The following is a 6,464-nucleotide window of genomic DNA, read 5'->3' on the forward strand; positions in this document are numbered from 1 at the left end:
CTCCCCACCCGGGCGGGCGTACGCCTCGGCGAGCCGGCGGCCGTACTTGACCTCGACGACGTGCCAGCCGGCCGCCTCGAACTGGCCCCGCCACTGGTTGATCCGGATGCCGGGGACGACCCGGTCCAGCGACTGCCGGTTGAAGTCGACGAGCCACATGACGTTGCCCAGCCCGGTGGTGGCCGGGTCGGCGACCGCCTCCCAGATGTTGCCCTCGTCCAACTCGGCGTCGCCGATCAGGGCCACGAACCGGGAGTGCGGCCGGGCGCCGAAGTGCGCGTCGACGTAGCGGCGGGTCGCGGCGGCGAACAGCGGCGCCGCCGCGCCCAGGCCGACGGAACCGGTGGAGAAGTCCACTTCGTCCGGGTCCTTGGTGCGCGACGGGTACGACTGGAGGCCGCCCCGGGCCCGCAGTCGGGGCAGGTAGGAGCGGTCCAGGTTGCCGAGCAGGTACTGGATGGCGTGGAACACCGGGGAGGCGTGCGGCTTCACCGCGACCCGGTCCTCGGCGTCCAGGTGCGCGAACCACAGCGCGGTCATCGCCGTGACCAGGGAGGCGCTGGACGCCTGGTGGCCGCCGACCTTCACACCGTCGCCGGTGGCCCGGTCATGGTTGGCGGCGTCCACGATCCGGGTGGCGAGCCAGAGCACCCGCCGCTGGATCTCGTCGAGGACATCGAGGTCGTGCTGGGTCACGGTGGCTCCATCCAGGCGTCGCCGTTGACGCCCTCGCGAGGGGTGCGGGGTGGCCGCGTGGTCGACAGGGTGTGGCGGAAGGCCGCCGCCGGATCGCGGCGGCGGCCTTCTCCGGGTGGGTCTCAGCCCTGGACGCCGAGGCGCTCCAGGATCAGCTCCCGCAGGGTCTTCGCGTCGGCCTGCCCGCGGGTGGTCTTCATGACCGCGCCGACCAGCGCGCCGACCGCCGCGACCTTGCCACTGCGGATCTTGTCGGCGATGGCGGGGTTAGCGGCGATCGCCTCGTCCACGGCGGCGGTGAGCGCGCCGGTGTCCGAGACGACTTCCAGGCCCCGGCTGGTCATGATCTCGGTGGGCGAGCCCTCACCGTCGACCACACCCTCCAACACCGTGCGGGCCATCTTGTCGTTGAGCTTGCCGGCGTCGACCAGCCCCTGCAGCTCGGCGACCTGGGCGGGGGTGGCACCGATCTCGGCCAGCTCCACGCCGCTCTCGTTGGCCCGACGCGACAGCTCACCCAGCCACCACTTGCGGGCCGCCGCCGGGGTGGTGCCGGCGGCCACGGTGGCCTCGATCAGCTCGACGGCGCCGGCGTTCAACACCGACTGCATGTCCAGGTCCGACAGACCCCACTGCTCCTGGAGCCGACGCCGGTGCACCCGGGGCAGCTCCGGCAGGGCGGCCTTCAGCTCGGCCACCCAGGCCGGGTCCGGTGCGATCGGCACCAGATCCGGCTCCGGGAAGTACCGGTAGTCGGTCGCCGTCTCCGGCGAGCGACCCGGGGTGGTGTCACCGGTGTCCTCGTGGAAGTGGCGCGTCTCCTGGGTGATCCGGCCGCCCGCGTCCAGCACCGACGCCTGCCGCAGCATCTCCGAGCGGACCGCCCGCTCCACCGACCGCAGCGAGTTGACGTTCTTCGTCTCGGTACGGGTGCCCCACTCCGCGCCCGGCAGGTTCAGCGAGGTGTTCACGTCACAGCGCAGCGAACCCTCCTCCATCCGCACGTCGGAGACGCCGAGGGTGCGGATCACGTCGCGCAGCTCGGCGACGTACGCCTTGGCCACCTCGGGGGCGAGCGCACCGGTGCCGGTGATCGGCTTGGTGACGATCTCGACGAGCGGGATGCCGGCCCGGTTGTAGTCGACAAGCGACTCCGTCGCGCCGTGGATGCGGCCGGTGGCACCGCCGACGTGCAGCGTCTTGCCGGTGTCCTCCTCGAGGTGCACCCGCTCGATCTCGATCCGCACCGTCTCGCCGCCCACCTCGACGTCCAGGTAACCGTCGACACAGATCGGCTCGTCGTACTGGCTGATCTGGAAGTTCTTCGGCATGTCCGGGTAGAAGTAGTTCTTCCGGGCGAACCGGCACCACTCGGCGATCGAGCAGTTCAACGCGAGACCGATCCGGATGATCGCCTCGATGGCCGCCTTGTTGGCCACCGGCAGCGAGCCGGGCAGCCCCAGGCAAACCGGGCAGACCCGGGTGTTGGGCTCGCCACCGAAGTCGGTCGGGCACCCACAGAACATCTTGGTGTTCGTGCCCAGCTCGACATGGGTCTCCAGGCCGATCACCGGTTCGAAGCGCGCAACGACCTCGTCGTACGCGGGCAGTGTCGTCGTCATCTGAGCTCCAGGAGCGATCCGGACAGAACCGTTCCAGCCTAATCGGCTGGTCCGGCCACGCCGCTGCCGGGCGTCACTCGGGTGTGGTGAAGCGCCGACGCTGGTAGGCCAGCACGAGCAGAATGCCACCGACGGAGAACGCCAGGACGCCCATCAGCAGCAGCACGAGGGGCGAGCCCGCTCCGGTGAGCGGCAACCAGCCACCCTTCGACCTCGACGGCGCGGGCGCCGGCTGGGACGTCGCCGGGTCGCTCTCTGACGGCGAGGCGGCCGGATCGGTCGATGCCGTCGGTGTCGGGGTGGCCGTCGGGCCGGTCGGGGTCGCCGTGGGGGTGCCCGGGGACGCCGGGGCGACGACCAGTGACACGTCCCTCGTGGCACTGGTGCTGCGACCCGTCGCCTGGACCGTGAAGGTGAACGTGCCGGCGCTGCCGGGAACGCCGCTCAGCCGACCCAACTTGTCGAGGGTGAGACCGCCCGGCAGGGCCCCAGCGGCCAGGGCGAACGCGATGTCCGAATCACCGTCGGCGGTGAACCGGAAGGAGTAGGACCGCCCCACGGTGCCGGCGGGCGGGTCGCCGGAGGTGAAGGTGGCAGCGGCCGTGGCGACGACGATGGTGGCGGCCTGCTCGTCGAAGAGCTTGTTCTTGTCGGTCATCCGCAGCGTGAACGGGTAGGTGCCCGGCGTGGTCGGCGCGCCCCCGAGCGACGTGCCCACCACCAGCATGCCCGGCGGCAGGCTGCCCGACACCACCGACAGCGCGTACGGCCCGGTGCCGCCGGTCGCCTCCACGGTGTGGATCGCGTACACCTGCCCGAGGTACATGACCGACCGGGGCTTGCCCGAGGTGATGACGACCTTCTGTTGGCGTACCTCGATCGTCGCCGCCTGCTCGCCGAAGAGACCGTTCTTGTCGGTCATCCGCAGCCGGAACGGGAAGGTGCCCGGCGTGGTCGGCGCGCCCCCCAGCGCCGTGCCCACCACCAACATCCCCGGCGGCAGGCTGCCCGACACCACCGACAGCGCGTACGGCCCGGTGCCGCCGGTCGCCTCCACGGTGTGGATCGCGTACACCTGCCCGAGGTACATGACCGACCGGGGCTTGCCCGAGGTGATGGTGACGGTGTCGGCGGCGGTGGCTGGTTGCGCGGCACCCAGCAGCATCGCGACAACCATCGTCAGGGCCATGACCGGGCGAAGCGTCCCCATCGCACATCCAGGTCTTGATCGGAGCCGCTCGCGGCCGCCAGCGGACCAGAGTTCGTCGATCCAACAGACTCGGAGCTTATTCGACCAGTGCCACTGAACGCGGTCCATCCCCTGATCGGAGATCGTCGTGTCGCCGCGACGACAGCCGCGCCCGGCGCGGTCGTGGTGACCGCACCGGGCGCGTGACGACTTCCGGTACGAAGGCGGGCGACCCGCCCCCGTATCGGCGGGTCAGAGGGCCGGCGGGGTGAACGTGCCGACGGCGGACTCCAACGCGGCGGCGACCCGGTACATCCGGTCGTCGGCCATCGTCGGGGCCATCACCTGCAAACCGACCGGCAGCCCCTCGGAGAGCCCGCACGGCACCGAGATGCCCGGCCCGCCGTACAGGTTCGTCGGGATCGTGTACAGGTCGGCCAGGTACATCTGGTACGGGTCGGCGGTCCGCGCGCCCATCGGGAACGCCACCGACGGGGTGGTCGGCGAGATCAGCGCGTCGACCCGCTCGAACGCGGCGTTGAAGTCCCGGGTGATCAGCGTCCGGACCTTCTGCGCCTGCCCGTAGTACGCGTCGTAGTAACCCGACGACAGCGCGTACGTGCCGATCATGATGCGGCGCTTGACCTCCGGGCCGAAGCCGGCCTCCCGGGTCAGCGACATGACCTCCTCCAGCGACCGGTTGCCGTCGTCGCCGACCCGCAGGCCGAACCGGACACCGTCGAACCGGGCCAGGTTGGAGGAGCACTCGCTCGGGGCGATCAGGTAGTACGCCGGCAGCGCGTACGCGAACGTCGGGCAGGACACCTCGACGACATCGGCGCCCATCTTGGTCAGCGCGTCCACCGACTCGCGGAACGCCGCCATCACACCCGGCTCGGCGCCCTCGCCGACGAACTCGCTCACGATGCCGAGCCGTACACCGGTCAGGTCACCGGTCGCGCCGAGCCTCGCCGCCGCCACCACGTCCGGCACGGGCTGCGGGATCGACGTCGAGTCCATCGGGTCGTGCCCACCGATCACCTGGTGCAGCAGGGCCGCGTCGAGCACGTTGCGGGCACACGGGCCGGGGGTGTCCAGCGACGACGAGAAGGCCACCAACCCGTAGCGGGAGGTGCCGCCGTAGGTGGGCTTGGCACCCACCGTGCCGGTGACCGCGCCGGGCTGACGGATCGAGCCGCCGGTGTCCGAGCCGATCGCCAGCGGCGCCTCGTACGCGGCCAGCGCGGCGGCGCTACCACCACCCGAGCCACCCGGGATCCGGCTCAGGTCCCACGGGTTGTGCGTCGGGCCGTACGCCGAGTACTCGGTAGAGGAACCCATCGCGAACTCGTCCATGTTGGTCTTGCCGAGCATCACCGTGCCGGCCTCGCGCAGCCGCTGCACGATCGTCGCGTCGTACGGCGGGCGCCAGCCCTCCAGGATCTTCGACCCCACGGTGGTCGGCACGCCCCGGGTGGCGAGCACGTCCTTGACCGCGACCGGCACACCCGCGAGCGGGCCCAACACCTCGCCGGCGGCCCGACGCTCGTCCACCGCGCGGGCCGCGGCGAGCGCGCCCTCGGTGTCCACGTGCAGGAAGGCGTGCACCCGGTCGTCGACCGCGGCGATCCGGTCCAGGTGCGCCTGGGTCACCTCGACAGCGGAGGTCTCGCCCCCGGCGACCAGGCTCGCGATCTCCGTCGCGGTCATTCTGGTGAAGTCGCTCATGCCGGTCATCTCGCTCATGCCGTCACTCCGCTCCGCTCCGCGACGCCATGAGGCACCACGGCGCTGCACCGACTATTCGCTCGCTGCCGCTCGCTCATGAGGCCACGTCCTCGCTCAGGTTCCGCGGTACGCGGAACCGCTGGTCCTCGGGGTCGGGCGCGCCCGCCAGCGCGTCCTCCGGGGTCAGACACGGCGTGACGACGTCCTCGCGGAAGATGTTGGTCAGCGGCACCGAGTGCGAGGTCGGCGGGATGTCCGCGGCGGCGACCTCGCCGACCTGGGCGACCGCCTGGAGGATCACGTCGAGCTGGCCGGCGAACATGTCCAGCTCCTCCTCGGTGACGGCGAGCCGCGACAGGCGCGCCAGGTGCGCGACCTCCTCGCGGGAGATGGCGGCCATCCGTGCCCCCTTCTGAATTCCTGCTGGTCGGGCGGTGTGCCGGCCGCGCGACAGGTGGAGCGTGACACGCGGTGACCGCAGCGAGTCTATTGTTCCGCTCCGGTGCCGCGTCCCCGACTCCCCCTCCCCCGACCTCGTGCCGGGTCAGCGGGTGGGGCGGCGGGCGACGTCGGGCTGCGGGTGCCCGCCGGTCGGGCGGACCGGCCGGTACCGGGCCAGCCAGGTGACCAACTCCTCGGCCGGCATCGGCCGGGCGTAGAACCAGCCCTGGGCGGCGTCGCAGCCGGCGGTGTGCAGCATCCGCCAGGTCCGCTCGTCCTCGACACCCTCGGCGACCACCCGCAACCCCAGCGCGCCGGCCAGCTCGATCATCGACCGGACGATCGCCGCGTCGTCGGCGTCGTCGGCCATGCCGAGGACGAACGACCGGTCCACCTTCACCTCGGACAGCGGCAGGCGGCGCAGATGCTGCAGCGAGGAGTAGCCGGTGCCGAAGTCGTCCAGTGAGATGGCCACCCCGATCCGGTGCAGCTGGGAGATGGTGGCCAGCACCCGGCGCGGGTCGGCCATCAACGCGCCCTCGGTGATCTCGACCTGCAACCGCTCGGCCGGCACCCCGTAGCGGGCCAGCCGGTCGGCGATCTGATCGGCGATCTCGCCGGTGTGCAGGTCGCGCACGCTCACGTTCAGCGCCGCACGCAGGCCGATGCCGGCCGCCGACCACTTGGCGAGCTGCTCCACCACGTCGTCGACGACCCGACGGGTCAGCAGTCGCATCACGGCGCTCTGCTCGGCGACCCGGATGAGTTCCTCCGGGTCGACCATGCCC

The 6,464-nt window shown here is 71.7% G+C and carries 6 protein-coding genes; all 6 read right to left on the bottom strand.

All coding sequences use genetic code 11. The annotated features are described in order from the left end of the window. Positions 1-696, bottom strand: a 696-nt coding sequence (locus KBX53_RS18190; RefSeq protein WP_309140800.1) for a 1-deoxy-D-xylulose-5-phosphate synthase N-terminal domain-containing protein, incomplete at its 3' end; no start/stop codon positions are given. Between the two features lie 122 nt (positions 697-818). Then, positions 819-2,318 (bottom strand): Asp-tRNA(Asn)/Glu-tRNA(Gln) amidotransferase subunit GatB, encoded by a 1,500-nt coding sequence (gene gatB, locus KBX53_RS18195; protein ID WP_210860544.1) that lies wholly within the window; start codon positions 2,316-2,318, stop codon positions 819-821. A gap of 73 nt (positions 2,319-2,391) precedes the next feature. Then, positions 2,392-3,507: an Ig domain-containing protein gene (locus tag KBX53_RS18200; RefSeq protein WP_247675813.1), complete on the bottom strand. Its 1,116-nt coding sequence runs from the start codon at positions 3,505-3,507 to the stop codon at positions 2,392-2,394. A 252-nt stretch (positions 3,508-3,759) separates the two neighbouring features. Then, on the bottom strand, positions 3,760-5,235 hold the full coding sequence (gene gatA / locus KBX53_RS18205; protein WP_030337177.1) for an Asp-tRNA(Asn)/Glu-tRNA(Gln) amidotransferase subunit GatA: 1,476 nt from the start codon (positions 5,233-5,235) through the stop codon (positions 3,760-3,762). Positions 5,236-5,329: 94 nt separating this feature from the next. After that, positions 5,330-5,635 carry an Asp-tRNA(Asn)/Glu-tRNA(Gln) amidotransferase subunit GatC gene (gatC, locus tag KBX53_RS18210; protein ID WP_210860548.1) on the bottom strand — a complete coding sequence of 102 codons (306 nt, stop codon included), beginning with the start codon at positions 5,633-5,635 and terminating at the stop codon, positions 5,330-5,332. Positions 5,636-5,779: 144 nt separating this feature from the next. Continuing rightward, positions 5,780-6,464, bottom strand: a 685-nt coding sequence (locus tag KBX53_RS18215) for an EAL domain-containing protein (RefSeq protein WP_210860551.1), incomplete at its 5' end; no start/stop codon positions are given.

It is taken from the genome of Micromonospora sp. M51 (assembly GCF_018070305.1).
Taxonomy (GTDB): Bacteria; Actinomycetota; Actinomycetes; order Mycobacteriales; family Micromonosporaceae; genus Micromonospora; species Micromonospora parva.

What these genes read in the sequence shown, in the direction of transcription:
- gatB (WP_210860544.1), bottom strand. Translation starts at nt 2,318, where the DNA reads ATGACGACGACACTGCCCGCGTACGACGAGGTCGTTGCGCGCTTCGAA.
- KBX53_RS18200 (WP_247675813.1), bottom strand. Translation starts at nt 3,507, where the DNA reads ATGGCCCTGACGATGGTTGTCGCGATGCTGCTGGGTGCCGCGCAACCA.
- gatA (WP_030337177.1), bottom strand. Translation starts at nt 5,235, where the DNA reads ATGAGCGACTTCACCAGAATGACCGCGACGGAGATCGCGAGCCTGGTC.
- gatC (WP_210860548.1), bottom strand. Translation starts at nt 5,635, where the DNA reads ATGGCCGCCATCTCCCGCGAGGAGGTCGCGCACCTGGCGCGCCTGTCG.